The sequence below is a fragment of the Streptomyces sp. NPDC058469 genome (assembly GCF_042721125.1).
Lineage (GTDB): Bacteria > Actinomycetota > Actinomycetes > Streptomycetales > Streptomycetaceae > Streptomyces.
This window is the reverse complement of the sequence record NZ_JBHXME010000177.1, coordinates 1-23,249: the sequence shown is the minus strand read 5'-3', so window position 1 is coordinate 23,249 and position 23,249 is coordinate 1. Positions and strand designations below refer to the sequence as shown.

At 70.4% G+C, this 23,249-nt stretch carries 22 protein-coding genes and 1 pseudogene; 9 read left to right on the top strand and 14 right to left on the bottom strand.

The annotated features are described in order from the left end of the window. A partial coding sequence (locus ACFWP5_RS44410) for an LppX_LprAFG lipoprotein (protein ID WP_384170562.1) occupies positions 1-412 on the top strand: 412 nt, incomplete at its 5' end. 203 nt (positions 413-615) lie between these two features. On the opposite strand, the gene ACFWP5_RS44405 is transcribed toward ACFWP5_RS44410, so the two are convergent. Both ACFWP5_RS44405 and ACFWP5_RS44400 read right to left on the bottom strand, forming a co-directional pair. Beyond that, complete coding sequence (locus ACFWP5_RS44405; RefSeq protein ID WP_384170560.1) at positions 616-786, bottom strand: hypothetical protein; 171 nt, start codon at positions 784-786, stop codon at positions 616-618. 648 nt (positions 787-1,434) lie between these two features. Further along, entirely contained in the window at positions 1,435-2,421 is a 987-nt protein-coding gene (locus tag ACFWP5_RS44400; RefSeq protein ID WP_384170558.1) for an alpha/beta fold hydrolase, read from the bottom strand. 129 nt (positions 2,422-2,550) lie between these two features. On the opposite strand from ACFWP5_RS44400, the gene ACFWP5_RS44395 reads away from it, so the two are divergent. Continuing rightward, positions 2,551-3,144 (top strand): TetR/AcrR family transcriptional regulator, encoded by a 594-nt coding sequence (locus ACFWP5_RS44395; RefSeq protein ID WP_384170555.1) that lies wholly within the window; start codon positions 2,551-2,553, stop codon positions 3,142-3,144. Between the two features lie 49 nt (positions 3,145-3,193). Here ACFWP5_RS44395 and ACFWP5_RS44390 read toward each other — a convergent pair whose 3' ends face one another. Beyond that, positions 3,194-4,033 carry an SDR family oxidoreductase gene (locus tag ACFWP5_RS44390; protein ID WP_384170553.1) on the bottom strand — a complete coding sequence of 280 codons (840 nt, stop codon included), beginning with the start codon at positions 4,031-4,033 and terminating at the stop codon, positions 3,194-3,196. Between the two features lie 124 nt (positions 4,034-4,157). Here ACFWP5_RS44390 and ACFWP5_RS44385 point away from each other — a divergent pair, with 124 nt between their 5' ends. Beyond that, a complete protein-coding gene (locus ACFWP5_RS44385) occupies positions 4,158-4,529 on the top strand; it encodes a winged helix-turn-helix transcriptional regulator (protein ID WP_384170552.1) in 372 nt (123 codons plus the stop codon). 34 nt (positions 4,530-4,563) lie between these two features. On the opposite strand, the pseudogene ACFWP5_RS44380 reads toward ACFWP5_RS44385, so the two are convergent. Beyond that, positions 4,564-4,743, bottom strand: a pseudogene (locus tag ACFWP5_RS44380) (VapC toxin family PIN domain ribonuclease); the annotation flags it as partial. Positions 4,744-4,994: 251 nt separating this feature from the next. Between ACFWP5_RS44380 and ACFWP5_RS44375 the strand changes: the two are divergent. Next, positions 4,995-6,350 (top strand): alpha/beta fold hydrolase, encoded by a 1,356-nt coding sequence (locus tag ACFWP5_RS44375; protein ID WP_384170550.1) that lies wholly within the window; start codon positions 4,995-4,997, stop codon positions 6,348-6,350. 37 nt (positions 6,351-6,387) lie between these two features. Here ACFWP5_RS44375 and ACFWP5_RS44370 read toward each other — a convergent pair whose 3' ends face one another. Continuing rightward, positions 6,388-8,331 carry a serine/threonine-protein kinase gene (locus ACFWP5_RS44370; RefSeq protein ID WP_384170548.1) on the bottom strand — a complete coding sequence of 648 codons (1,944 nt, stop codon included), beginning with the start codon at positions 8,329-8,331 and terminating at the stop codon, positions 6,388-6,390. A gap of 216 nt (positions 8,332-8,547) precedes the next feature. Here ACFWP5_RS44370 and ACFWP5_RS44365 point away from each other — a divergent pair, with 216 nt between their 5' ends. Then, positions 8,548-9,144: a GMC oxidoreductase gene (locus ACFWP5_RS44365; RefSeq protein ID WP_384170546.1), complete on the top strand. Its 597-nt coding sequence runs from the start codon at positions 8,548-8,550 to the stop codon at positions 9,142-9,144. 12 nt (positions 9,145-9,156) lie between these two features. Here the strand turns inward: ACFWP5_RS44365 and ACFWP5_RS44360 are convergent, their stop codons facing one another. The 7 genes from ACFWP5_RS44360 to ACFWP5_RS44330 form a co-directional block, all read right to left on the bottom strand. Next, positions 9,157-10,350 carry a cytochrome P450 gene (locus tag ACFWP5_RS44360; protein ID WP_384170544.1) on the bottom strand — a complete coding sequence of 398 codons (1,194 nt, stop codon included), beginning with the start codon at positions 10,348-10,350 and terminating at the stop codon, positions 9,157-9,159. Beyond that, on the bottom strand, positions 10,347-11,126 hold the full coding sequence (locus tag ACFWP5_RS44355; protein WP_384170543.1) for a ferredoxin: 780 nt from the start codon (positions 11,124-11,126) through the stop codon (positions 10,347-10,349). Before ACFWP5_RS44355 ends, ACFWP5_RS44360 begins: the two co-directional genes overlap by 4 nt. Positions 11,127-11,174: 48 nt before the next feature. Beyond that, positions 11,175-12,170 carry a 3-oxoacyl-ACP synthase III family protein gene (locus ACFWP5_RS44350; RefSeq protein ID WP_384170541.1) on the bottom strand — a complete coding sequence of 332 codons (996 nt, stop codon included), beginning with the start codon at positions 12,168-12,170 and terminating at the stop codon, positions 11,175-11,177. A 42-nt stretch (positions 12,171-12,212) separates the two neighbouring features. Then, positions 12,213-13,448 (bottom strand): beta-ketoacyl-[acyl-carrier-protein] synthase family protein, encoded by a 1,236-nt coding sequence (locus ACFWP5_RS44345; RefSeq protein WP_384170567.1) that lies wholly within the window; start codon positions 13,446-13,448, stop codon positions 12,213-12,215. Further along, a complete protein-coding gene (locus ACFWP5_RS44340; protein WP_384170539.1) occupies positions 13,448-13,681 on the bottom strand; it encodes an acyl carrier protein in 234 nt (77 codons plus the stop codon). Before ACFWP5_RS44340 ends, ACFWP5_RS44345 begins: the two co-directional genes overlap by 1 nt. Positions 13,682-13,850: 169 nt before the next feature. Beyond that, positions 13,851-14,957 (bottom strand): beta-ketoacyl-ACP synthase III, encoded by a 1,107-nt coding sequence (locus tag ACFWP5_RS44335; protein ID WP_384170564.1) that lies wholly within the window; start codon positions 14,955-14,957, stop codon positions 13,851-13,853. A gap of 235 nt (positions 14,958-15,192) precedes the next feature. Beyond that, a complete protein-coding gene (locus tag ACFWP5_RS44330) occupies positions 15,193-16,281 on the bottom strand; it encodes a saccharopine dehydrogenase family protein (protein WP_384170537.1) in 1,089 nt (362 codons plus the stop codon). Positions 16,282-16,351: 70 nt separating this feature from the next. On the opposite strand from ACFWP5_RS44330, the gene ACFWP5_RS44325 reads away from it, so the two are divergent. Then, positions 16,352-17,359 carry a helix-turn-helix domain-containing protein gene (locus ACFWP5_RS44325; RefSeq protein ID WP_384170535.1) on the top strand — a complete coding sequence of 336 codons (1,008 nt, stop codon included), beginning with the start codon at positions 16,352-16,354 and terminating at the stop codon, positions 17,357-17,359. 26 nt (positions 17,360-17,385) lie between these two features. Beyond that, positions 17,386-17,736, top strand: coding sequence for an antibiotic biosynthesis monooxygenase family protein (locus tag ACFWP5_RS44320; protein ID WP_384170533.1), 351 nt, complete (start codon positions 17,386-17,388; stop codon positions 17,734-17,736). A 64-nt stretch (positions 17,737-17,800) separates the two neighbouring features. On the opposite strand, the gene ACFWP5_RS44315 is transcribed toward ACFWP5_RS44320, so the two are convergent. Then, a complete protein-coding gene (locus tag ACFWP5_RS44315; RefSeq protein WP_384170531.1) occupies positions 17,801-20,356 on the bottom strand; it encodes a hypothetical protein in 2,556 nt (851 codons plus the stop codon). Between the two features lie 215 nt (positions 20,357-20,571). Between ACFWP5_RS44315 and ACFWP5_RS44310 the strand changes: the two genes are divergently transcribed. Then, the gene (locus ACFWP5_RS44310) at positions 20,572-21,756 is read left to right on the top strand and encodes an acyltransferase family protein (protein WP_384170528.1); all 1,185 of its coding nucleotides are present in this window, start codon (positions 20,572-20,574) and stop codon (positions 21,754-21,756) included. Between the two features lie 195 nt (positions 21,757-21,951). Continuing rightward, a complete protein-coding gene (locus ACFWP5_RS44305) occupies positions 21,952-22,881 on the top strand; it encodes a calcium-binding protein (RefSeq protein ID WP_384170526.1) in 930 nt (309 codons plus the stop codon). A 25-nt stretch (positions 22,882-22,906) separates the two neighbouring features. On the opposite strand, the gene ACFWP5_RS44300 is transcribed toward ACFWP5_RS44305, so the two are convergent. Then, positions 22,907-23,249: hypothetical protein (locus ACFWP5_RS44300; protein ID WP_384170524.1), on the bottom strand; the 343-nt coding region annotated here is incomplete at its 5' end.

Below are 23,249 nucleotides of genomic sequence, written 5' to 3'. Positions count from 1 at the left end.
CAACCAGTCCTACGGCGTACTGCCAAGTCAGCTGCAGGCAAACCCAACTGCGCAGTCCACGCTGCTGACCGGATCCAAGGACCTCCGGCTGACCGGGACCGAGACGGTCGACGGCGCCAAGACCACGCACTACAAGGGGACGGTCGACAGCAAGGGCCTGACTGGAGGGAGCTTCGATCAGTTCACACAGCTCGAAGTCTCCGACCCGCTCACCATGGACGTGTGGATAGACGGCGACGGCCGCACCAAACAGTTCCGTATGCGGGCCGAGCACGATGACAACGTGGTCGGCACCGGAGACGGGCCACTCGACCTGACCATCACCTTCCTCGACATCAATCAGCCCGTGACCATCAAAGCGCCGCCGACCAAGGACACCACCCTGCTCACGGCTGACGCGCAGAAAGGCTGAGCGACACCTGGCAGAGGAGAACGCCTGAGACGCTGACCCCGTCTCAGTTTCCATCTCATTCAGCCCCGTTCACGATCGTTCAGGCGAGACCCACAACCCTCCCGGCGCCGACGACCACCCGCCCATGAACCCCAGGTGAACGCCCTCGCACACACACCCCAAGCCCCCACCACCACAGTTGGAACGCGTGCGCCCTCGACGCCTCATGGCTCCTTGAGTGAGCGATGCTCGGGCATGCCCACTGAACCCAGCGCCGCTGCCTCGACTTCGACGAGCAACTCCGGTGCCGCCCACACCACATGGCCGTCCGACTCGGTGACGGCGAGGCAGGCGAGCAGGAAGCTCTCGAAGCTCAGGCCCTCCGGATGGGCCACGGTGTGGCTTTCCCTTCATCGCCTACCGCACGGGGCCATTGGCTGCCTTCGGGACCGGACCTCCTCGCGGGCACGCCCCATTAGGGTGACGCCGTGCGATTCAGAGTGGTGTTACTCGTCCTGTTCCTGATTCCGCTGCTGTGGGGGATGGTGTCACTGCTGAGAGCCGGATCGACCTACGGTGCCTACTGCCCTGGGGCCCTTTCGGGCGCGGACGGCGAGTCTCGTCCCGATCCCATGAGGCGTGGCGACAGCTGTGAACTCTCTTACGACACTGGCACAGGCCGCTCGATCGGCACGAGCACGTACGAGCAAGTGATGTTCGGCCGAGAGCTGAAACGACGGAGCCTCTACCAGCAGGGAACGTTGTTCACCCTGTACGGAACGGCGGGGATGGGCATCGTCCTTGTTGCTACCCGGAGGCGCCGGCCCGCGGCATAGTTTGGCGTTTATGCATCGTTGCTGCTTGTGATGGTTGCTGCGGGGTTCGGTGTGCCCGGAAGCCTGACGCTTCCTGGCTGCACGCCATGGCTACGGCTGCTCAACGGTGGGTTGACCACAGAGGTGTTCTGGTGGTCTGAAGAAGGGGCCGGTTCGCCCGCCGTTTCCCCATGGCGGTCGGACGGGACCCTTGCACCACGAGACGCTCTACCCGACACCCGCATGATCGATGAACCCGCTCAACGCGTCCACAGTCGCCTCGGGTTGCTCCTCAGGAATGAAGTGCCCGGCGTCCGGGATGACGGCGCCGGTCACGTTCTTCGCCCAGGGGCCGAGGGAGGCTGCCATGTCGGGGATCGAGCCGTGGGAGCTGGAGATTCCGAGGACCGGGATGGTCAAGTGGCCGCCCATGGAGGCGAGAGCGGCTCGGTTCTCGCGTGCTGACTCCGCGGCGTCGCGGAAATAGGCGAGAGCCGCTCGGAGGCCTCCGTCGGCTGCGATGGAGGCGGCGTAGTAGTCGATCTCGGCGCTGTCGAACGTGGTCGGGGACAGTGTCTTGGTCCTCAAGAACCAGCCCACGTACTCCCGTTCGCGGCCGGTGATCAGCGTCTCGGGGAGTTCGGGCACCAGGTGGAATGCCAAGTGCCAGGTTTTCCAGGCCCGTTCGGGATCCGTGGGGATGGTGTCCGGGAGGGTGATTCCGGGGATGCCGGCGTCGAGCAGGGCGACGCCGTGCAGGTGGTCCTGGTACCTCAGGGCGAGCGAGAAGGCGACGCAGGCTCCGATGTCGTGGGCGGCGAGCCAGTACTTCGGTACGTCGAGCGCGGTCAGCGCGGCCTGGACGCGCGAGGCGAGGGTGTGGGTGTCGTAGCCCTCTTGGGGACGATCGGAGTGGCCCTGTCCCGGCAGGTCGACCGCGATCACGTGGAAGCGCTCGGCGAGGCGCGGCATCACCTTGTGCCAGGCCCACCAGTTCTGCGGGAATCCGGCGAGCAGCACGACCGTAGGGGCGCTCGGCCGGCCGCCTTCCACGGCGTGCAGCCGGATTCCTTCCGCGTCGACCCAGCGATGGGTGAAGCCGGCGAAGTCGCGCAGCGGCGGACCGGCGACGGCGACAGAAGCGGGGGCGGAGGCGGAGGCGGAGGCGGGGTTCTCGTCGGGTGGGCCCTTCGGGGTGATGCCGGCTTCGGTCATGTCCCCAGGCTAACTCATCTTGGACCTTTCAGTTCAAGATAGGATGGGCAGTGCTACGGCGGGCAAGGCAACGACGGGCCTGCTCGCTCGCGACACGATGGGCCGGATCAAGAACGGGGCGTGTGCGGGATGGCTGGGAAGAAGCAGTTCGACGTGGATGTCGTGCTCGACGCGGCGATGATCCAGTTCTGGCGGGCCGGGTACGCCGACACCTCCCTCGACGACCTCTCGATGGCGACCGGGTTGAACCGGAGTTCCCTCTACTCCTCCTTCGGCGACAAGGAGTCGCTCTACCTGCGCTGCCTGGACCGATACGCGCTCCGGTACGGAGACAGGTACGAACAGGCACTCTCCTCCGGCGTATCCAGTGAACCGCTGCGGGCGATCCGGGCGTTTTTCGACGTCACCCTCCACCGCATCGCCGACCCCGACGTGCCGGACGGATGCCTGGTCGCCCAGACCGCGATGGCGATACCCGTGCTCAGCCCCGCCATCGCCGCGCGCGCGATCGAAGCCGTAGGGCTTCAGCGCGCGCGGCTGCGAACCGCCCTGCACACCGCGGAGTTGGCCGAGGGCGACGCCGAGGACTACGCCACTCACATCACGGCGGTCAATCAGTCGCTGGCCGTGATGAGCAGGGCCGGGGCGAGCCGGAAGCAGCTCGGCGCGATCGTCGACATCAGCATGAGCGCGCTCTCGCAGGCTTTGCGCGGCCAGGGTTAGAGCACGCGACCAACCGCCGTAGGCGGAACGAGGCAGGCGCCGGCCGGTCTCACCGGAACGCGTCGACATTGCGGGCGGCCCAGTCCGCGAACCGGCGCGGGGCTCGGCCGAGGACCCGCTCCACGTCGGGGCTGATGCGCAGTTCGGCCGGGTTCGGGGAACCGAGGATGGTCAGGGTGTCCTCGGCGAGTTCCGCCGGCATGCTCTGGGCCATGGCGGCCTTGGCCTCCTCGCGGGTGAGGTCGTGGAACCGCACCGGCGAGCCCAGCGCGGTGGCGATGGCCTCTGTCTGCCCGCGCGGCGTGATCACCTCCGGACCGGTCAACTCGTAGACACCACCGACGTGTTGGTCGTCCAGCAGACAGGCCGCCGCGACCTCGGCGATGTCCGCCGGGTCGACGATCGGCACCCCGGTGTCGCCGAAGGGCGCGGCTACGACCCCGCGCTCGCGGATGGACTCGGCCCACCACAGCGCGTTGGAGGCGAAGCCGCCCGGCCGCAGGATCGCCCACTCCAGTCCGGACTCCCGCAGTACGTCCTCCAGCGCGCGCATCGCGACCCGCGTCGCGCCGAAGGGCCTGGTCGCCACGCCCTGCGTGGAGAGCAGGACGACCCGGCGGACCCCGGCGGCCTCGGCGGCGCCGATGAGGTCGGCCAGGCCGGCACCGGGGGCGTGCAGGTCGCCGGACAGCAGCAGGAACAGCGCCTTCGCTCCGGCCAGCGCGGGCTCAAGACCGGCCGGTTCCGCCAGGTCGGCCGTCACATGGCGGACGCCGTCCGGCACCAGCGCCGCGTGCCGCGACACCGCTGTCACCTGCTGGCCCGCGTCGGCCAACGCCCGCGTCAACGGCCGCCCGATATTCCCGGTAGCCCCGGTCACCACGATCATGTTCAGCTCCTGTCACGTGTCATATGTGTCGTATGCGCCGCACGTGTTGTCTGCGCTCTACGGCCTTCACGCTAGGAGCTGGGCTAACTTTTGGTAAGGACATACCCCGAGGTAAGCTCATAACATGACGGAAGGTGTGCAGGAGAGAAGGGTCGAGACGGCGGCGCGGTATGAGGTGTTTCACACCGACTGCCTCGCACGTGACGTCGTCGACCACGTGACCAGCAGGTGGGGCGTCTGGGTGCTGATCTCCCTGCGAAGCAACAGCCTCCGCTTCTACGAGCTGCGCGAGAGCATCCAGGGCATCAGCGAGAAGATGCTCGCCCAGACCCTGCGCACGCTGGTCCAGGACGGCCTGCTCTGGCGAGAGGTCGAGCCCACGACACCGCCCCAAGTCACCTACGGACTCACCGAGTTCGGCCGGGACGTCGGAGAGCCACTCTCGGAACTGTTCGACCGGATCACACGGAGGCTGTCGCCGCGCGACGCGGAATAGCGGTCTGCGGAACAGCGGTCCAAGGAGCCCCGGGTCAGAGCGGGAGGTCGTCGGGCGGAACGCGGAACGCCTTGTGGCTGCCCAGCGGACGCACGGCGCGGAAGTCGCGGTGGTCGAGAGTGAGGATCGCGTCCGTGTCGCAGTCGGCGGCCAGTGCCACGTTCACCGCATCGGCAAGGTCGAGATCCAAGGCGCGGTACCGGATACGGATCGACACCGGCCACGAGCTGGTGGTGGGCGAGCCGGAGGCCGTGGCGGATCCGCTGGGGCGGGTGGCCGCGAACCAGCGTGGATTGACGGCCAGTTACATTACCGAAACGTAACCTACCGACGGGTATCACGAGTAACTTACCCGTAGGTAAGTTCCAGGCGAACCACTTTCGGGTGGCGCCGGCACGCACACGTGGGACGCGTGTGCGTGCCCGCGCCGCCACTTCCTGACGGCCGCTCCACAGGAGGTTCGCCATGCCCGCACGCCAACGGCGCCTGCTCGCCGCCGCGATCACCACCGCCGCCTGCCTCACCGCCCAGGCCCTGGCCCTCACCACCGCCACCGCCGCAACCGCCTCCACCACCGCCGGCGCCTCGGACGAGGTCGTCTCCAGAGGCGTCACCATCCCCGAGTTCTACAACCCGCCCACCACCCTCCCCACTACCAACGGCGCCCTCGTCCGCAGCGAGCCCCTCCCCCTCGCCCTGAGCCTGCCCGGGCTCGACGGCACGCTCCCCGGTACCGCGACCCGGCTGATGTACAAGTCCACCGACTCGAACGGGCAGCCCGTCGCCGTCACCGGTGCCTACATCGAACCGTCCGCCGACTGGACCGGCGACGGCCCGCGCCCCCTCGTCGCGGTCGCCCCCGGCACCCTGGGACAGGGCGACCAGTGCTCCGCGTCCATGGGTCTGGAACATCCGCTGTCCCTCAACAGCCAGACGGTTTCGGTGGGTTATGAGGATCTGGCGATCTACCGGCTCCTCGCCGAAGGTGTCGCCGTCGTCGTCACCGACTACGTCGGACTCGGCGCCACCGACCGGCTGCACACCTACGTCAACCGGGTCGACGAGGCGCACGCGGTGCTGGACGCCGTGCGCGCCGCGCGTTCGGTCGGCGGGGCATCGGTCGGCGCCGGCTCGCCGGTCGGGCTCTACGGTTACAGCCAGGGCGGCGGGGCGACCGCGGCCGCCGCCGAACTCCAGTCCTCCTACGCCCCCGACGTCACCCTCGCCGGGACGTACGCCGGAGCCCCGCCCGCCGACCTGACCTCCGTCACCAAGTCCATCGACGGCAGCGAACTCGCGGGCGCGCTCGGCTGGTCGCTCAACGGGTTCCTCCAGTCCGACCCGGACCTCAAGCCGCTCGCCGAGGCGCATCTCAACGACGCCGGGAAAGCCGCGCTCACCGACCTGTCGACGATGTGCGTCGGGGACGCGTTGTTCGGCTACGGCTATACGAAGAGCAGCAGTTGGACCACCGACGGGGAGTCCGTCAGCGACATCATCGCCTCAACTCCAGCGCTTCAGCGGTTCCTTGACGAGCAGCGCATCGGCACGCTGAAGCCGTCCGGCCCCGTCCGCCTCGCCACCGGCGTCAGCGACAACCTCGTCCCGCACGCCCAGGCCCGCCAACTCGCCCTCGACTGGTGCGCGAAGGGCGCCGACGTCACGTACAAGGCCGTCGTCCTGCCCGGTGTCGGCAGCGCGCTGCTCAACCACTTCGCGCCGCTGCTCACCGACCAGGGCGACGCCATCTCCTGGCTCACCGACCGCCTCGCGGGCAGGCCGACCGCCTCCAACTGCTGGACCATGCCGGTTCAGCCCTGAGATCGGCCCGACGAGTCCAGCCGTCATCGCCGAACCGTCACCGCGCCGGAAGTTCCCTCGCGACATTCCCTACGACCGTCCCCGCCAACTCCGCTGCCGTGGCGCACAGTTGCTTGCCCGGCTGGGGTGCGTACACGGTCAGCTGGAACAGCTCGGTGGTGTCCTCGCCGACGGAGTCCGTGTAGGTGCGGTGCGGGGTCCGTACGGTGCAGCTGTCGTCCTCGGCCTCGTCCGCGATGTAGTAGCTCTTGGTGCCGGCGACGTTCACGAGCGTTCCGTCGTCGGCGTCGAGCGAGTTGTCCCGGCTGAACTGGATCTCCACTTCGCGCTTGCCGTCGTCGCTGGACCAGTCGCAGTCCCAGGACCCGAACCCCGGGTCCTGGTTGGCGAGTTGGACGCCGGGCACCCGCTTGAGGTCGGCGGCGTCCAGGAGCGTGCACGCGTTCAGCTCGGCCAGGGAGTTCGCTGCCGGTGCCGATGCGCGGCGGGGTACCGGGCTGTCGGCCAGGACACCGACCACGTGATCGGTGGCGGCGTCGGCCAGTTGGCACGGGTCGGGCGACGACGGGGCCAACTGCTGCCCGTTGACGCGGATCTGCTTGCCGTCGGGGGTCAGGACGGCCCGTTCGCAGGTCTTCCCGTCCTGCTTGAGGGTCACTACCGTGAGGCTGCCGACCAGGCGGGTCGACACGATGCCGTCGAAGTCGTCCCGGTCCGAGTCGAGGTTGACCTCGACGTCCGCTGTGTCGTCACCGCTGGAGTTGCGCACCAGGACGTCGCACCGGTCGATCTCCCCGTAGTCCGGGTCCAGCGCAGTGGCGCCGAAGCGGCTGAGCGAGGCGGCGTCCACCAGCCCGCAGGGGTCCGCCGTACGTTCGTCGCCGATGGTCCCGACCCGTGCGGAGGCCGAGGGCTTCGCGTCGGTGAGGCCGACATCCTTGTCGTGCACGCCCTTTGAGTCCCACGGGCCGAAGAGGACGAGCCCGCCCGCGACGGCAGCAGCCGTCACCAGCGCCGCCGCCGTGATCGCCAACGGGCGGCGACGTACGCGACGCGGCAGCGCGAGGGTGAGGACGTCCCGGGTGCGGCGGGAGAGTCGGCCAAGCCGGAGTGTCGAGGACTCCAGGTCCAGGGTGCGGCGGTCGTCCAGCCGTTCCTGGATGTGCGCGGGCGGCGGTGCGACGCGCGTCAGCAGCTTCCGGGCGTGCGCGGCGTCGGGCCGGTCGCGGGGCTCCACCTCCAGCAACGCGGCCAGCGGCTCCGCGAGTTGACCGGCCTGGCGCGCGGGTTCGATGTGCCCCTCGACCGCCCTGGCCAGGTACGTCATGAGGTGTTCGGCCTCGCCGTACGGCGACTGCCCCTCGACCGCCGCGAACAGCGAGGCGCCCAGGGAGAACACGTCCGACTTCTCGCCCGCGGGCTGCCCCTTCGCCAACTCCGGTGCCAGATAACGGGGTTTGCCGCGGACGGTGCCGGTCGTGCTCTGCGTGGCGTCGTTGCCCAGGGCCCGGGAGATCCCGAAGTCGGTGAGTCTGGCGACGCCTTCGTCGGTGACGAGGATGTTCTCCGGTGTCACATCGCCGTGCACCACGCCCGCGCGATGCGACTTCACCAGCGCGTCCGCGATCTGGCAGCCGATCGAACCGGCCTCTTCCGGCGCCAACGGGCCGCGTTCCGCCATGAGTTGCGCGAGGCTGCGGGAGGGGACGTACTCCATGATGATCCAGCAGGTGGTGCCCTCGTCGACGTAGTCGAAGACGCCCACGATGTTCGGGTGGTGCAGCCGTCCGGCGTTGCGCGCCTCGCCCATGAGCCGTCGCGTGGCCCGATCGTCGTCCAGGCGTGCGCACTTGACCGCGACCCAGCGCTGCAGCCGTTCGTCCCACGCCCGCCATACGACGCCCATGCCGCCGGTGCCGATGGGCTCGTGCAGGAGATACCGGCCGTCGATCCTGTCCCCGGCCGCTGGTGTCACCGGCACCGTTCCACCCCTCGATCACGGTTCTGACGGGTAACGGAGTGTACAGATCCGGCACTTCACGGTGATCGGATTCACCGGACTTGATGGGGACCCACCCAGAACCGCCACACCAATTATCGACAGTGTGACTCTCTCATCCGAGAATTACATTTCCATTTATTGACAGTGTCACGCTCAACCGCGCTACGCTCCCGGCGACTCGCACTCCCCTACGGCTTGCTGGAGTCCCCCCATGCCCGAGCACACGTCCCCCCACTCGACCCCCACCCCCATCTCCACCCCCGGCCTCACCCGACCGGCGACGCGGGCATCCAGCAGGGCGGCCCGGCCTGCGTCGGCGGACGTGACCCGAGCAGCGCGATCCCGCTCACGGTCGTGCACGCCGGATCACCCATCCAACAGGCCGGTGTCACGGCCCTCACCGTCGTCGGCTTCGGCATCGTCGACGGCGCGGGCACCTGGGCCTACGACGCCTCCACCGACGACGCCGTCCTCACCTGGCCGACCGACGCGGACGCCGCGCTCCAGGCACTGATCGCCGCCCGTATGCAGGACATCGCCACGGCAGGCGGCGGCATCATGATCGACACCAACGCCCAAGCCCCGTCCACCTGGCACTCGTTGGGCGGAGTCCCGATGGGAGACGCCGTCGACCTCACCGGCCGCGTCCTCGGCCACAAGGGCCTCTACGTCCTGGACGGCGCCCGCATCCCCGGCTCCACCGGCGCCTGCAACCCGTCCATGACGATCGCCGCGCTCGCCGAACACAGCATGCGGACGATCGTGCAGCAGGACCTCGGGCGCGTCTTCTGACCGGGAGCAGGATCAGGCCCAGGTCACCGGAAGTTCCCGCAGCCCGTACACGATGTTGTCCTGGTTGTAGGTGAGTTGGTCCGCGGGGGCGGCGAGGCGCAGGGTGGGCAGGCGGCGGAGCAGCGTGGTGAGGACGATCTGGAGTTCCACGCGGGCCAGGGTCTGGCCCAGGCACTGGTGGATGCCGTAGCCGAAGGCGACATGGCGGCGGGCGTCGCGGGTGAGGTCGAAGTCGGCGGTCGACGTGAAGAGTTGCTCGTCGCGGTTGGCCGTGGACAGCATGCAGATCACGCCCTCGCCCGCCGGGATCGTCACCTCGCCCACCCGCACGGTCTCGGTCGCCGCACGGCCGAGGCCCAGGTGGATGATCGTGAGGTGACGCAGGAGTTCCTCCACCGCGCCGCGCACCAACTCCGGTTCCTCGCATAGGAGTTCCGCCTGGTCGGGGCGGCGCAGCAGGGCGAGCACGCTGACGGCCGTCATGTTCGCGGTGGACTCGTGCCCGGTGACCAGGAGCAGGAAGCCGAGTGACGCCGTCTCCTGGTCGGTCAGATCGTCGCGGGCGGCGAGGCGGCTGAGGATGTCGTCACCGGGCTCTCGACGCTTGCGCTCCGCCAATTCTGCCAAGTAGCCCATGAGTTGGGTGTGCGCCCGCTCCGCCTCCGGTCGGGTGGTGCGGTTGTCGAGGAGGGTCCGGCTGAGCGACTGGAACAGGTCGTGGTCCTCGTACGGCACCCCGAGCATCAGGCAGATGACCAGCGACGGGACCGGCAGCGCGAAGTCCGCCACCAGGTCGGCCGAGGTGCGGCCCTCGGTCATGCGGTCCACGGCCCGGTCGACGATGTCCTGGATGCCGGGGCGCAGTTCCTCGATCCGCTTGACCAGGAAGTCCTTGGTGACCATGCGGCGCAGCCGGGCGTGTTCGGGGTCGTCCATGCGGATGAAACTCGGCTTGGCGGTGGCCAGTTCACGCTGCCCGGCGGAGAGGAACGGGAACCCCGGTGTGCGCGCGTCGGCGCTGAACCGGGCGTCGGCCAGCACGGCCCGCACCTCGTCGTAGCCGGTGACCAGCCAGCACGCGGTGCCGTCCGGCAGCACGGCACGGGAGACGGCGGCCTCGCGAGCGGCGGCGGTGTAGGCGGGCGGCGGGTCGAAGGGGCAACTGCCATAGGGAGCGGGGAGGTTGAGAGTGGTGTCGACGGTCATGGGTGGGCGGTCTCCTCGTGGTCGACGAGCGTGATGGCCCCGCTGGGGCACAGGTCGGCGGCGAAGCGCACCTCGTCGGCGTATCGCGTGTCCGGCTCCGGGACGAGCAGGGTGACCCGGCCGTCCGACTCGTCCTGCTCGAACACCTCGGGCGCCGCGCCGACGCACTGGCCCGCGCTGCAACAGCGGTCCCGGTCCAGGAGCACGGTGAGAGACGGCTGTCGACTCGCGCTGTCGGAGGGGGTGTTGAGGGTGTTGAGGGTGGTGCACATGGTGGCGGTCTGGCCGGCCAGGACCAGGAGTTCGACGAGTTGCTCGGGGCTCAGGACGCCGGCCAGACGATCCCAAAGTCCCTCGGGGATCGAGGAGTTGGCGGCGAGCAGGTCGGCCGCCTCCAGGAGGGCGCGGTCCTCCGGCTGCCAGGGGTGGGTGGCCAGGTCGGCCGCCGTCGCGTCGATCTCCGCGGCCGTCAGTCCGGCGTCCTCGGCCGGGGTGCGGTGCCGCCGGTGGACGTAGGACGCGTCGAGCCGGTGGGCGACGCGCAGGACGATCAGCTCGCGTCCGCGGTGGCCGAGGGTGCCCTCGTGGGTGAGGACGCGGGCGAGGGAGAGCCAGGCGTGGGCCAGCACGGGGTGGTGGGCGAGGGTGCCGAACAGGTTCTCCCGGCCGGGGCCGTCCTGCCGGGAGTCGGCGAGCAACGACCGTAGGACCGGGGGCCATTCGGCGGGCGGGAGGGGAGGGATGCGGGGAGTGTGCGGGGTGCGGGTCGTGCTCATGGCGCTCTCACCTTCTTACGGTGCCTGGGTCTGGGAAGCTGTCGTGGTTCACCAGCGGCAGACGACCACCCCCGCGCTGGCCCCGCTCGCGAAGCCGAACATGCCCACCAGGTCGCCGCGTTGGAGGCGTCCGCTGTCGAGGGCGGCGGCGAGTTGGAGCGGGATGGTGTTGGTCGCCACGTTGCCGTGGGTGGGGAAGGTGGCCAGGATGCGGCCCGGGTCCACGCCCACCCAGTCGCAGACGACCTTGGTGAACGGCACCGACGGTTGGTGCACACAGACGAGGTCGAGGTCGTCGCCCTCGACGCCCAACTCCCTCAGCGCCCCCCGCACTTTGCCGGGCAGCCCCTCGAACGACCCCACCAACTGGGCGGAGTCGATGCGGAGATGGCCGAGTGTGCGGTGCTGCGCGTACGGGTTGGGGAGGGTCGCCGCGCGCCAGCCCCAGGAGTTGGCGAAGAACCGCGAACCGAGGATGCCGGGCCGGTCCCCCGCCTCCACCAGCAGCGCCGAGCCCATGTCACCGGTGCTGAGACTGGGCAGCGCGGTCAGCAGGTCGGCGGGGTCGTCCAGGTGCCAACGGCTCTCCCGGGTGCTGACTTCTGCGGTGGTCACCAGCACCCGGCGGTACTGCCCGCTCCGGATGAACGCGTCGGCGACCTCAAGGGCGTTGAGGACTCCGTTGCAGGCGTTCTTCAGGTCGAACACCGGGCAGCCCAGGCCGAGTTTGTCGGCGACGACATGGGCGGTGGCCGGCTCCTCCATGTCGGCGAGGATGCCGGCGTAGAGGAGCAGGTCGACGCCGCCCGGATCGGTGCCGGTGTCCTCGAACAGGCGCCGGGCCGCGTGCGCGGCCAGGTCGGAGGGCTGCTCCAGGTCGTCGGCCACGGTGCGCTCGGCCAGCCCGTACATGCGCTGGAGCACCCCGCGCGACAGCGGCACGGCGGGACTGCCCGCCCGGAATCGGTCCTCCACGGCGGCCACGCTCTGGCGCCCCTCGGGAATGTGGACGGTGGCGTGAACGATCGTGCTGTGAACGGTCATTGGTCCCTCCTCTGTCGGTGCCCTCGGTCGTCAGTCCTCGGCTCAGTCCTCGGCGGTGAAGAGCAGCACCACGTTGTGCCCGCCGAACCCGAAGGAGTGGCTGACGGCGGCCCGGACGCGCTGTTCGCGGGGCTCGCCCGTGACGCAGTCCAGGTCGAAGGGGAGGTTGTCCGGGGTGAGGTTGGCGATCGGCGGGACGGTGGAGCGGTGCACGGTCAGGGCGGTGAGGGCCGCCTCGATCGCACCGGCCGCGCCGAGGCTGTGCCCAAGAACTCCCTTGGCGGCGGTGACAGTTGGCCGGTGCGGCAATACGCGCCCGATCAACTCCGCCTCGGTCAGGTCGTTGAGCGGCGTCGAGGTCCCGTGCGCGTTGACGTGATCGACGTCCGCCGACCGCAGCCCCGCCTCCGCGAGCGCCGCCCGCAACGCCGCCTCGGCGTGAACTCCCCCGGGAGCAGGGGCGGTCGGGTGATAGGCGTCGGACGTCTGACCGGCCCCCGCGAGCCGCGCGTACCGCCGCTGTCCACGGGCGCGCGCGTCCGCCTCCCGCTCCAGGACGAGGATCGCGGCGCCCTCGGAGATCACGAACCCGTCCCGGTCCGCCGCGAACGGCCTTGAGGCGGCGGCGGGTTCGTCGACCCGGGACGACAGCGCCCCCATCCGCTGGAAGCCGGACGTGATCACCGGGGTGACGGCCGCCTCCGCGCCGCCCGCCACCGCGATGTCGCACAGCCCGGCGAGCAGCAGCCCCCGTGCGACGGCCAGGGCGCTGGCCCCGGAGGCGCACGCGGTCTCGGTCGCCAGGGACGGACCATGGGCGCCGAGGTCCAACAGCACTTCCCCGGCGGCCATGTTGGAGATCAGCATGGGCACGAGCGCGGGTGACACCAGCTCGGGACCGCCCTGGTGATGGCGGATCGTCTGGTCCTCCAGGTGCGCGGCTCCGGCCAGCCCCGAACCGATCACGACGGCGACCCGCGCCCCGTCCCACCCGGCCGGGTCGAGCCCGGCGTCGGCGACGGCCTCGCGCGCAGCGAGCACGGCGAGCTGACTGAACCGGCCCATGCGCCAGGCCTTGCCGCCGCCGATCCGGGCCTGCTCGGGAGTCATGAGCGGGATACGGCAGGACAAGTCCACGGCGCAGCCCTTGAGTTCGGGGTCCGAGGCGCCGGCGGAACGCCCGCTCAGGACCCCCTTCCAGGTCTCTTCGCGGCCGACCCCGGCCGGGGTGATGAGCCCCAGGCCGGTGACGGAGACGGGTGCGCAAGGTGCCGGCATCACGGCCGCTTGGCGTTCAGCGCGGCGACGAGTTCCCCCACGGTGCTGTGCTTGGCGGCCTCTTCCTCCGCCACCGGGACCCCGAGCTGCTCCTGGAGCGCCAGGGCGAGTTCGGCCAGCGCGAGGGAGTCGAGGTCGAGGCTCTCCAGGGTGGCCTCCGGACGGATGCTCTCGGCGCTGACCTCGAACTTCTCGGTGAGTACGGCGGTCACGGCGGTCTGGGCGGGGGACATGGGGGTTCCTTTCGACGGGGCGGGCGGGGTTCCGGAACCGAGTCGTCCGACCTGTTTTTTGCAGGACAAACGCCGGTGGGCGGGGAGCGACGGACCCGCCCGGGGACAGGCGAGGTCGGTCTCGGGCGAAGGTGGTCTCAGGTGAGGCTGGTCTCAGGCGAAGGTGGTCTCAGGCGATCTGGGTCCGCAGGGCCGGGTCGGCAGCGGGTACGGCCGCGGCATCTGTGTCGATGTGCGGCACGGTCGGCAGCTCCGGCCACACCAGGGCCGCCGAGCCCCAGGTCAGCCCGGCACCGAAGGCGGTCAGCAACACCCGTTCCCCGGCGCGGAGTTCACCCCGCGCGGCGGCGTCGGCCAGGGCCAGCGGGATGGACGCGGCGCCGGTGTTGCCGACGCGCGCGATGTTGGTGACATGCCGTTCGCCGGGTACCGGGATGCGGTCGCCGACGGCGGACAGGATGCGGGCGTTCGCCTGATGGGCGCAGAACCGGTCCACATCCCCGGCCGCCCAGTCCGCGCGCTTGAGCACGGTGTGGGCGGACTGGGTCATACGGGTCACCGCATGCTGGAAGACCTCACGCCCCCGCATACGGAAGTAACGGTCGTCCGGGCCGAATTCACCGGGTCGGGAGCGTTCCCGCGCACCGCCGCCGGGCACCTGGATCAGCTCCTCGCCCGAGCCGTCGCTGCCGAGGTCCAGCGCCAGTACGGCGCCCGGCTCGTCCCGCTCGCCGCGCCGTAGGACCACCGCCGCGGCGCCATCGCCGAACACGATTCCGGCGGAACGATCCTGCGGGTCGAGCAGCGTCGAGTACACCTCGGCCGCGACCAGCAGGACACGGTCGGCACACCCCGAGGTCAGGGTGCCGACGGCGGCGGCGAGGCCGTAGACGAAGCCGCTGCACGCGGCGGACACGTCCCATGCGGCGATCTCGCCGAGGCCGAGGCGGGTGGTCAGTCGGGGGGCCATGGCGGGCATCGGCCGGTCGGGGGTCGAGGTGGCGACGATCACGGCGTCGACCAGGGGTCCGCCGGCGACCGCGAGTGCCCGGCCGGCCGCCTCCAGCGCGAGGTCGCCGGTGGTCACACCCGGTGCCGCGCGGCGGCGCTCGCCGATGCCGGTGCGTCTGCGGACCCAGGCGTCGTCGACGTCCCACGCGGCGGGCAGGGCGTGGTTCGGCACCGCGTCCGGGGGGACGAAACCGGCGATGCCCTCAAGGACGGCCGTCTGCGGCGTTCTCAAGAGCGGGGCTGCGCTGGGCAGTCGGAAGGTCACACACGCCTCGATGGGGAAGTGATCTTGGACGAGCGCCATGACTGTAGATCGGATCAAGATCGGGGCGGGGGCGTGACGCGATGCGAACACGTGAACAGTTTCGGCCCGTTTTCCACAAAAGCGCAGCTCAGCGGCCATAGTGAGGAAACGTTACGTCTGTTATGTAGCTCGCAGATCACCCGAAAGAGGGCGATTGGAGGCGGCCGTTCGACGCACAACCGCCCCCGGGGTCATGTCAGTTCGTGAAGTCGAGCGTCAAGTGCCCCGGCGCCAGCGCGGTGAGGAAGTCGCGCGCGTCCGCGAGGGCGCCGGCGGTGACCACCCCGGACGGCCGGTGCGGGTCGGCGAGGACATGGCAGGTCGCCTCCGCGACCAGGGGCGCCGTGACCGCGTAGATGTCCTGCCCGGAGGCGACGGCACGGCGCGTCTCGCCGTTCCGCGTCGCGACGACCTCGACGAGGAACGTCTGCGCCGAGCGGCCGGAGTCGTCCACGGCGACGGGTCCCGAGGTGTCGGCGGAGCCCAGGTCCTCGACCGCGGACACCGTCATGCAGGTGTCAATGTCCGGTACGGAGAGGTGAGTTGGGATGGTCGCGCTGTCGGCCATCGTGAACTCGCCGACGACGGGCTGGACTCCGATCGGGTCCGGGAACGTCCAGTCGGCGCGGGGCGCGTCACCGGCCCGGGCCTGCAGACGGCCGTCCGCGTAGAGGATGCGCCCTCCGGAGCGACGGCCCGACGACACCTTGCCCGTCACCCGCGTGCCGTCGGTGGGACGCCAGTCGCTGAGGGCGTACGCGATGCTGATCCTGTCCACGGTCTTCCAGTCGCCGACCGCCGCCGTCGCGAGGAGGTCGCCGAGACCGCCGTAGAACGCCACCGCGGGGACGACAAGGCCGCCGGCCTCGCGGACGCGGTCGCCGTAGGCGGCGATCGTGTCCAGGACCACCTCGGTCTCCGCCGTGACATCGAGGTACGGCACTCCGGCGCGCAGTGCCGCGTCGATCACCGGAGCCGCCGTCGAGGCGAACGGACCCGCACAGTTGATCACCGCCGCCGCGCCCGCGAGGGCACGGTCGAGCGAGCCGGGGTCGTCGACCGTGGCCGGGCGGGTCTCCAACTCCGGATACAACTCCCCCAGCGCGACGAGCCGTTGGGGGTCACGGCCCGACAGGACCGGGACGAGGCCCCGGCGGAGCAGCTCCGCCACGACGAAGCGGCCGGTGTGGCCGTAGGCGCCGATGACGGTGACGCGGGCGGGAGTTGTGGGGGATGCGGGAGATGCGGGCGTCGTGGTCGGCTGCGTGCGGTGATCGGTGGTCATGGATCAAGGATCGCGGTCGGGTGCTCAGGCCTCCAGTGGCTGGAATGACGGTGCCCGTACAGTTTCGGACATGGGCATGGACCAGCAGTTGGGCAGGCACTCGGGCAGGCACAGGGTGGCTCTGGCCGTCGCGGACGGTACCCCGCTCTTCGAACTCGCCTCCGCCTACGAGGTGTTCGGCGTGGACCGGGGGATCGCCGAGCCCTGGTACGAGCTGACCGTGTGCGGGCCGGCCGCCGCCGGTGTCGGGGGCTGGCTGCGGGCCGACACCCGGCAGGGACTCGACGCGCTCGCCACCGCCGACACGGTCATCGTGCCGGCCTGCCACGACGTCGACGAGGAGCCAACGGCCGCGCTGGTGGAGGCGGTTCGGGCGGCGCACGAGGCCGGCGCCCGGATCGTCTCGCTCTGCACGGGCGCCTTCGTGCTGGCCGCCGCCGGGCTGCTGGACGGGCGGCGCGCCACCACCCACTGGGCGCACACCGACGTCCTGGCCGCCCGCCATCCCCGGGTCCAGGTCGAGCCCGACGTGCTCTACGTCGACGAGGGCACCGTGCTCACCTCCGCGGGCAAGTCGGCGGCGATGGACCTGTGCCTGCACGTCGTACGCACCGACCACGGCGCGGCGGTGGCGAACACGCTCGCCCGCACACTGGTCGTACCGCCCCACCGGCTGGGCGGGCAGGCCCAGTTCATCCCGGCGCCGGTGTCGCACGGCACGCACCACGGCACGGAGCACGCCCTCACCGAGCTGCTGGCCTGGGCGACGGCCCGCCTCGACGAGCCGCTCACGGTCACCGATCTCGCCCGGCGCGCCGCCATGAGCCCCCGCAACCTCACCCGCCACTTCCACGCGGTCACCGGCACCAGCCCCCTGCAGTGGCTCCTCGTCCAGCGGGTCAACCGCGCCCAGGAGATCCTCGAACAGACCGACCAGGGCATCGACCAGGTCGCCGCCCGCTGCGGCCTGGGCAGCGGGGCGACACTGCGGCGCCATTTCAACCGGGTGCTCGGGGTGCCGCCGGAGACGTACCGGCGCACGTTCCGGGAGGGCGGGCGGGCCCGGCGCGTCGGCTGAGGCGGCGACTGTTGAAGAATGGGCCCATGAGCATCGTCAAGATCAACGTACTCACCGTCCCCGAAGAGCAGCGCGAGACGCTGGAGAAGCGGTTCACGAACCGGGCCGGGACGGTGGACGGCTCGGACGGGTTCGAGTGGTTCGAGCTGCTCCGGCCCGTCGAGGGCACCGACACCTACCTCGTCTACACGCGCTGGCGCGCCGAGGAGGACTTCCAGAACTGGATGTCCGGCATGGGCCAGGCCGCCCACCGCGGCGGGCCCCAGGAAGGGGCCGCAGGGGGTTCCCCGCAGGGTGAGCGGCCGAAGCCCGCGTCGACGGACTCGACGCTGTGGACCTTCGAGGTAGTCCAGCAGGCCGGGCCGAAGCAGGGCTGACGAGCGGCTTGGTTCCTCATGGTCAATTCCTGACGGTCAATTCCTGACCGTCAGGTCCTGACCGTCAGGTCCTGACCGTCAGGTAGAGCCAGCCGCCCCACGTGCTCACGTTGGTGGTGTCCTTCGCACCGGCCACGTACTCGGTCCGCACCCGGAACTTCTGGCCGACCGCGTTCGTGAGGCTCAGGTGGGTCGCCCCGACGCTGCCCGCGGCCATGGAGAAGCAGCTGGACGTAGTGAGCGTGTGCCAGGCCTTGTTGTAGTACTCCTGGGCCTGGAACCGCATGCACTGCCCGGACTTGTCAGGCGTCACCGTGCCGGACACCTGCGGCTTCACCGTGTGGTGGTAGACGCGGTAGGTGACCGGGCCGTACTTGGTGCTGGTGTAGTAACTCCCCAGCTTCTCGGCGATGTTGACCCGATCGTGGACGGCGTGGGTGGCCGTCGCCGGGGCGTAGCGGTAGTCCCCGCCGAAGGACGCCGTGAAGGTCGTGTTGCGGGTGAGCCTGTACGTCGCCCTCAGGTCGCCCTTGCTGTCCACGGCCGCGGTCTTCACCAGCGTCTTCTTGCCGCCCGCGGGCGTCGCCCAGATCGACACCGTACGGCTGTTGTACGTCGTGCCGAGGTGGGCGGTGACGGCGGCCGTCGCGCCGTAGGTGTACGTCGACTCGTTGCTGGTGACGGACACGGCCGTCGCGGCGCGGGACACCTGGACGGTCGCGGACGCGCCGGCCGCCTGGTGGGCGGCGTCGCCCGGGTAGCTGACGGTGTAGGTATTGGCGCCGCCGACCGCCGGGGTGTCCTTGACGCTGATCTTGCCGTCCGCGCCCACAGGAACCGCCCAGGTGACGGGAGTTGTGGTGTGGGCCGGGTCCGTGCGGGACACGGCGACCGTCTCGCCGGCGGGGTACGGGGCGTCGCCGAGGGTGCCGCCGAAGGTGAGGGCGGCGGCGCGGGTGGCGGTCGCCGGGGCCTTGAGGGTCAGGGCCGGGGTGTACGGCGAGACGATCAGCGACGGCTCGTTGGCCGACGGCTGGTACTCGGCGTCGCCCGCGAAGGAGACACGGTAGGTGAACCGTCCGGCGGTGTCAGGCGCGTCGGTGACCGTGTACTCCGAGGTGGCCGGATCGACCGTCACCGACGGGAGTTGGACCGTCTCGTGGGTGTCCTCGTTCGTCCGGGACACCTGGAGGCCGGTGCCCTGGGGGAAGGTGCGGAAGTCCACCGAGCTCAGGGAGCCGGTGAAGACCACCGAGTGGGGCTTCGCCGAACTGACCACCGGGTAGTCGACGTTGGTCGGCAGCCGCGACACGCCCAGCTTCAGCGAGGTCGTCGCGGCCCGGTGCGCCGCGTCCCCGGCGTACGACACCTGGTAGCTGTACGTGCCCTCGTCGGTCCGGGTGTCGGTGATCGAGAACGTGCCGTCCGCGCCGACCGTGGCGTCGGGCAACTCCGTGCCGTCGCGGGTGACTTGGAGCTCGGCGCCGGCCGGGACGAAGCCTTTGGTGGTGAGTGAGCCGTCGAGCGTGAACTGCCGGGTGGGGACCGCGTATCCCGAGAGGTTCAGGGCCAGTTGGGTGTCGGTGAGCTTGGGCGCGCTCAGCACGTTGAGGGTGTAGGCGCCCGAGGCGTCCTGCGTGACTCCGTAGAGCGTCCCGCCGTCGCCTCCCCACATCAGGCCGTCGGGGGCCGGCGTCCCGGAGGGCAACCTGACGTAGTTCTCGGCGAGTTGGGACCCCGCGTAGAGGTACACGCCTGGCGCGGAGCCCTCGGTGCTGCCGACGGCGATCGTGCCGTCGGTGTCGAGGGTGAGCGAGTTCGGCGCGGAGGGGGTTCCGCCGACGTAGTACACGGAGGGGTTGGCCGTCTCCATGTCCGCCGTGCGGTAGGCCCGCAGGACGTTGTCGCTGGACGTGGCGAGCAGCACCTTCTTGCCGTCGCCGGTGACCCGGAACCCGGTCGTCGGACCGCCGGAGACCCCCATGTGGGTCAGGGCGGTCGCCGCGCCGGAGGAGACGTCGAAGGTGGCCACGTCGGTGGTGCCCGGGCCTGTCTCCTCGGCCGCGAGCACACCGCCGCCCGTCGCGAGCTGCGGCGCGGAAGGCCAATTGGCCATCACCGACTGGGGTGTTGCGACCGGTTCGGCGGCGGCCGGGTCCACGGACCCGACGGCTCCCCTGCCGTCCACCGTGCCGCCGTACCAGACCTTTCCGCCCGCCACCGCGACGGAGACGGGCCCGCTGCCGGTCCCGGTCGCGTAGCGCGCGGACTCGGTCAGCGTCGCCGTGTCGATCGCGGCGACCGCGTCACCGTCCGCGAGGGCCGCGTACAGCGTGCTGCCGTCCGGGGACAACGCCAGCCCCGTGGCGCCCTGTTCGCCGGTGAGAGTGGTGACGGGATCACCGGCCAGGTCCGTCACCACGATGCCGGTCGAACCGGCGCCCTGGCTGAAGAAGAGGTGCTGGTGAGCGGTGTCGACCAGCAGGTGCGCGTAGTGGGACAGCGGCAGCGCGGCCGTACTGTCGGCCCAGGCGGCGGAGCCGGTGAGGCCGACGGTTGCGGTGGTCAGCCCGGCGACGACCGATATCGCCGCCGTGACCGAGACCTGCTTGAGGCGCATGAAGCTCCTGTTGAAAGTGTGAACAAGCAGGTCGGACGATAACTCCCGCGAGTCACAGCCTGACCTGCCGGAATTCCATCTCCTGGCAAAGAACCTCCGCTACGACGGCTCCTGCACGGCCGTCCTCAGAAAGGGGACGGAAGCGGAGGCCGAGGGGGGCGAAAAAAGAGGCCCTCGAGATGTTTGAACCGCCGCGAAGCGGTGAGGCGAGCCGAATGCGTGCTTCTCCCACCGCCTCCGCCGAGACCCCCGGCTCCACCGCACAGGCCCCTGGTTCCGCTCAGACCCCCGGCTCCGCCCAGGCCCACGGTTCCACCCGGCCGTCCCCCACCACCGCCCCCACGGCGGAGCCCACCGCGTCGGAGCGCGGCACCCCCGGGAAGCAACGCGACCCCTTCTTCGACAACGCCAAATACCTGGCGATCGTGCTGGTGGCGATCGGCCACTCCTGGGAGCCGCTGCGCTCCGGCAGCCGTAGCGTCACCGCGTTGTACACGCTTGTCTACGCCGTGCACATGCCGGCGTTCATCGTGATCTCCGGGTACTTCTCGCGCGGCTTCCGCGCGACCCCGCCGCAGATCAGGCGGCTGCTGGGGGGAGTTGTCGTCCCGTACATCGTCTTCGAGACGGCGTACACGCTCTACACGCGCTGGACCGACCACCAACCCGACCGCGCCATCAGCCTGTTGGACCCGCTGTACCTGACGTGGTTCCTGGCGGCGCTGTTCGTCTGGCGGCTGACCACGCCGATCTGGAAGCACGTACGCCACCCGCTGCCACTCGCGCTGGTCATCGCGATGCTGGCGACCCTCTCCCCCTCCATCGGCAACGACCTCGATCTGCAGCGCGTGTTGCAGTTCCTGCCGTACTTCGTGCTCGGTCTGTGTCTGAAGCCGGAGCACTTCCAGCTCGTACGGCGGCCTGAGGTACGGCAGTTGGCGGTGCCGGTGTTCGTGTGCGCGCTCGCGGTGGCGTACTGGGCGGTCCCGCGCCTCGACTACGCCTGGTTCTTCCACAACGCGAGCGCGGAGCAACTCGGCGTGCCCGGCTGGGAAGGGCCACTCATGACGCTGGCCCTGTTCGCCTGCTCGACGCTCCTGGTCGCCTGCTTCCTCGCCTGGGTGCCGCGCCGCCGCACCTGGTTCACCGCACTGGGCGCGGGCACGCTCTACGGCTATCTCCTGCACGGATTCGTCGCGCAGGGCGCCAAGTCCTGGGGCTGGTACGACCTTTCGTGGGTCCGGGGTCCCCTCGGCGAGGTCACGGTGACCCTGGTCGCCGTCGTCGTCGTGACCGCGCTGTGCACCCCGCCGGTGCGGCGGGTCTTCCGGTTCGCGATGGAACCGGAGTTGCGGTGGGCGTTCCGCCGTGACGCGAACGAACTGGCCCGTACCCCTTAGCGACGGTTGTAGTGGATCGGCGGGCCAGTTCGTGAATTCGCGCTGAATCACGGCTGACACTTCACTGGGATACGACTCCCGTGCGAAAGGACGCACAACCAAGGACACGGAGGGAGGGTCAGACGCTGTGCCGGAATCCGGAATCCGAGTTCCTCAGCTCCTACCAACTCCCTTACGTTCCACGGAGGTTGTGCGATGTCCTCTCGTCTTTCCCGTCGTCTTTCCACTCGTTCCTCCCGTCGCCGCGCGCTGCGTTCCGCTTCGGCGCTGACGCTCGCTCTCGGCACCGCGCTCGCCGCCCCGCTGCTCCTCGCCGGGACGGCGGACGCGGCCACGGCGCCGGCCACCGCCGCGCTCAACTCCGCTGGCCAGGAGGTCGTTTACACGGCCGCCGCGGGCCAGGCCAACAAGGTGGTCGTCACCGCGTCCAAGGTGACCGGCACCGAGAAGATCACGTACGTGATCGACGACGTGGTCACGATCAAGGCGGGCACGGGCTGTTCGTACCCCACCGCCAAGGACCACACCAAGGTGTCCTGCACGGTCACCACCCTGGACAGCCAGGACCCGTACCCCACCGTGCAGTTGACGCTCGGCAACGGCAACGACACCCTCGCCTACCACAACAGGACGAACCAGACCTACTACTTCGCCTCGGTCGACCTGGGCGCCGGCAACGACAAGGCCACCGACGACGGCAGCGTCGACGGCAACTACATCGCGGGCGGGACCGGCAACGACAGCCTCACCCTCGGCACGTACTCGGTGGGCTGGGGCGACGACGGCAACGACACCCTCCACGCCGCCGCGGGGACCATCGCCCAGGGCGGCAACGGCAACGACACGATCACGACCACCGGCGACGCGGCCGACGGCGGGGCCGGCAACGACGTCATCACCGGTGGCGCGGGCGCCCAGAGCCTGACCGGCGGCACCGGCAACGACAAGATCCACGGCGGCGCCGGAAACGACTTCGTCTACGGCGGCACGGGCAACGACGTCCTCTACGGCGATGCCGGCGCCGACACGATCTACGGCAACTCCGGCAACGACACGCTGTGGGGCGGCGCGGGCACGGACGTCCTGTCCGGCGGCGCGGGCCACAACGTCGTCCACCAGAACTGACGCGGGCCGACTTCGGAGAACCGGCTCAGGGCGTGGTGTAGCCGACCACGGCCCGGGCCGGTGAGCGGAACGCGTCGTGGAACAGCGTGGACTCCTCGACAGTGACGTCGACTCGGGTGCCGTTGGCGGCCGTGGAGTGGTACTCCCAGGCGGGCCCGCGCAGCGACGAACCGCACAGCCCGGCCGGCAGCGCGATCTCGTCGTCGGCGACCGCGGGCTCCCCGTACTTCTTGTCGAACAGGGCCGTCCCCTCCGGGAGGAGGCCCGCACGGTGCAGGTAGTCCGGTATCCGCCTGCTCGTGAACGTGACCAGAGCGCTGCCGTTGCGCGTGTGGTAGTGGACGTCGGCCGCGTCGGCGGGAATCGAC